This is a genomic window from Coleofasciculus sp. G3-WIS-01, assembly GCF_040223135.1.
Classification (GTDB): Bacteria; Cyanobacteriota; Cyanobacteriia; order Cyanobacteriales; family Coleofasciculaceae; genus Coleofasciculus.
This window is the reverse complement of the sequence record NZ_JAVJZI010000273.1, coordinates 1-3814: the sequence shown is the minus strand read 5'-3', so window position 1 is coordinate 3814 and position 3814 is coordinate 1. Positions and strand designations below refer to the sequence as shown.

Genomic DNA, 3814 nt, shown 5'->3' with positions numbered 1-3814 from the left:
CGGAGGGGCAACCATACCCCTCCACCCCGAAAGGGGTATGCTTCTTAAACCGCTACCGCTTGTTCCTCCCTGGTCTAAAGCTTGCCCGATAAGCGAAGCGAAGGGACACAGGGTTTCCCACAACGAAGGATTTTTATGAATTATGAAATTTTATCCGGAGTGGCAAACAGTCGTGGTAGTCAGCCTTTGGCTAAACAAATCACAGCTTCTTCGTTCTCCTGGTTAAATATGAAATAGGTGTCACTCACGGATTTGAGTCCCCATGCGAGAATTGCCCGATACTTCCTCACTCCCCACTCCCCTCCAGCGCATCGCCTTGGTGCTGCGTACCTTTGGCAGGATTGCCTTATGGGTACAATTAACCCTTGGTGTTGTTTCACTGGGGATTTTACTCACGGGAATCGCGGGTCGCACCATCGGACCGACAGAAGAAAAACAGGGTGTTGGGTTTGGCATATTTTTAGCAATATGTGGGTTAGTCACCTTGGGCGTAGGTGTCTACATCGCATGGCGCTATACTCGCATTTCCAAGCAACTGCTGACTGGTAATGTGGAAACACGACCCAGCAAAGCCGATACCCTCAAAACCATCAGGCTAGGATTAATTGTCAATATGGCGGGAATGTTATTGACGATTCTGGGCGCCCAAGCCATTATCGGCAGCATTGTGATCCGCTCGATTTCTCAACCTTCTGGCTTAACGGTTTATGATGCTAATCGATTCATTCGACCCTTAGACTTATTTCTGGTACAGGCGAATATCAACACCATTACTGCTCATTTCGCGGGCATCGCCATTGCCATCTGGCTGTTCAATCGCATTAATCGGTAATTTGTCATTCGTCATTTGTTTTGATAAGAATCACTCCCCCCCAGCTAAGAGACGCGCCATGGCGCGTCTCTACATGCTTCCCCACCTCCCCGCTTTCGGGAAATCATACCCTGTACTTTGGCACATAACTGTGCCAGATTGGTATTCTGGAAAATGGTAATTTCACCCAGATGCCCAAGGCAATTTTGCCCAGTATCCGTAAAAATCTGTGCTTGACCTAAAGCAAATCCGAGAAAATCCACAAAGCGTCCAAGAACGCCTAGAGCAACGCGGGGCGGGTCAGTATGACCTTCAGCCCATTTTGGACTTGAATCAGCGTCAAAGGGAGCTAGAGACCTCCCGTAGCCGCCTGCAAGCCCGCAGCAATGAGATTGGTAAACTCATCGGTCAAAAAATTAAAGCAGGGAGTCCCCCTGACGCGCCGGAAATCCAACAATTGCGAGAGGAAGGCAACCAGGTTAAAACCCAAATTAGTGAACTAGAACCTCAAGAAAAAGAACTCAAAGCAGAAATTGAGGCGCTATTACTCTCCCTACCCAATCTACCCAGTCCTTCAACTCCCATGGGTCGGAGTGAAGCGGAAAATGTCGAGGTGCGCCGTTGGGGTGACGAGTATATTCCCCAGAATGACAAAATTGTACCCCATTGGGAAATTGGCGAAACCCTGGGTATTCTCAATTTTGAGCGGGCGGTGAAAGTTGCCCAAAGCCGTTTTGTCAGTCTCATCGGCGCAGGTGCTGCCTTAGAGCGAGCGTTGATTAGTTTTATGCTAGATCGGCAAATTGCAGCAGGCTATGTGGAAGTCATACCACCAATGCTGATTAACAGCCGCTCATTAACGGCGACGGGTCAACTGCCAAAATTTGCCGAAGAAAGCTTCAAGTGCGACAGTGATGATCTGTGGCTTTTGCCTACGGCGGAAGTTCCCTTAACTAATCTTTACCGTGATGAAATCCTAGACGCCTCCCAACTCCCTATTTATCACTGTGCCTACACTCCCTGCTTTCGCCGAGAAGCCGGTAGCTATGGGCGAGATACCAAAGGATTGATTCGACTGCACCAGTTTAATAAAGTTGAGCTGGTCAAAATTGTTCATCCGAATACCTCGGAAGCTGAACATGAAAAGCTGGTTGAGGATGCAGCGGCAATTTTAGAGGCATTAAAACTCCCTTACCGGGTGATTGAACTCTGTACTGGGGATTTGGGATTCTCTGCCACAAAATGCTATGACCTGGAAGTGTGGTTACCTTCTTCGGGAAAATACAGAGAAATTTCGAGTTGTTCCAATTGCAGTGATTTCCAAGCACGACGCGGTAGTCTACGCTTTAAGGAAGCGGGCAAAAAAGGGACTCAGTTTGTGCATACCTTAAATGGCTCAGGATTAGCCATTGGACGCACCCTAGCGGCAATTTTAGAGAATTATCAGCAACCGAACGGTTCAGTTAAAATACCAGAGGTTCTACACCCTTATATGGGGCGTGAGGTGTTATGAGCATTAACCCATCTTGGGCTTAAACTCCAAAAACCCACAGCTTCTAAGAATCTATCGAGAGTATGGTTTGTGGACAATCAACAAGTATTGAAAGCCACCCTGAACCACGAGGGGCTACGGCTTCAACCGAAACGGAGTGGAGGTAAGCCGTAGAGGGAGAGTGGGAAATGCGACGGTTCAATACCTGAAGCATTTCCCCTATTCCCGACAGGTGGTATAATGGCAGCTATGAAACAAGTCCTCACGATAGTTGTTAAGCTTCAACCCTCTCCTGAACAGGTGGCCAAATTGGAAGCAACCCTTCAGGCGGAGAGCGGATGCTTGCAACTATGTGAACGAGCATACTGATCCCAAGCTAACCAACAAGATAGCCATTCAATCTTTGACCTATCAAACCATTAAAAGCCAATTCAATTTGGTGGCGAATATGGCAGTTAGGGCTTGCGCCAGGGTATCAGCTAATCGAAAGGCGGCTAAGCAAAAGGGCAAGCCTGTCAAAGACTTTAAACCAAGCAGTATGGACTGTGACAAAGACTTGTTTCGACTCCGAGAACACGACTGGACAGTAAGCCTTGCTACTGTTCAGGGTAGGGAGCGGGTAGAGACGCGCCATGGCGCGTCTGTACAAAGCTTGAAACCAGGTAACTACCAGAAAGGAAAACTTAAAGGGAGAAAGTCAACTTCAGCTCAGTTGTGCAAGCACCGTGATGGTCAGTTCTACCTGCACGTTCAGATTAAGGACACCCCTCCAGACCCGAAAGACACCGATAAGGTAATTGGTGTTGATTTGGGGCGTCGCGATATCGCTGTTACATCAGAGGATGAAAGGTGGAACGGTCAACACATCCAGTCAACACGAGATAATTTTTCTAGGGTTAGGGCATCTCTCCAAAAGAAAGCCTCGAAAGGCACGAGAACAACTCGACGCAGATGTCGGGAAATTCTGAAACGGCTGTCGGGGAGGGAGAGACGCTATCAACAATGGCTTAACCACAACATTTCTAAGTTGGTGGTTAAACGGGCGGTTGAGTTAAGTGCCTCAATTGCTATAGAAGACTTAACAGGCATCAGGGAAAGGACTAACCAGCAACCGAGAAACAAAACAGAGCGTAGACGCTCGAACTCATGGGCATTTTACCAGTTGCGAATGTTCATTGAATATAAGGCACCTTCTGCTGGCGTTCAAGTTATCCCAGTGCCCCCGGCTTACACCTCTCAGGTATGCCATAAGTGTTTGCACATTCATCCGGTAAAAGGAAAGTCTTACCGCAGTGGTAAGACCTTTAGGTGTGGACACTGTGGTTGGCATGGGGATGCCGATTTCAACGGAGCCAACAACATTGCACTTGTGGGGCTGTCTATAAACCAGCCTGGAGGCACGGGGTTATCGTGCAAGTTAACACGAACAATCAAGTATGTTCAGCTTAACTTGTTTGATGACTTCAGGGCTACTGAAAACCCAGACCTCAGCTTTTAGCAGGTCTGGGTAG

3 protein-coding genes are annotated in these 3814 nt (G+C 48.1%); all 3 read left to right on the top strand.

Annotated elements, in window-relative coordinates; genetic code table 11:
• The first annotated feature begins 262 nt into the window (after positions 1–262).
• The 3 genes from RIM23_RS29370 (at position 263) to RIM23_RS29360 (ending at position 3801) form a co-directional block, all read left to right on the top strand.
• Positions 263–832: a DUF3611 family protein gene (locus tag RIM23_RS29370; protein WP_446336845.1), complete on the top strand. Its 570-nt coding sequence runs from the start codon at positions 263–265 to the stop codon at positions 830–832.
• 208 nt (positions 833–1040) lie between these two features.
• Positions 1041–2324, top strand: a complete 1284-nt coding sequence (gene serS / locus RIM23_RS29365) for a serine--tRNA ligase (RefSeq protein WP_446371856.1) — start codon at positions 1041–1043, stop codon at positions 2322–2324.
• Between the two features lie 331 nt (positions 2325–2655).
• On the top strand, positions 2656–3801 hold the full coding sequence (locus RIM23_RS29360) for an RNA-guided endonuclease InsQ/TnpB family protein (RefSeq protein WP_446371854.1): 1146 nt from the start codon (positions 2656–2658) through the stop codon (positions 3799–3801).
• Positions 3802–3814: the final 13 nt, after the last annotated feature.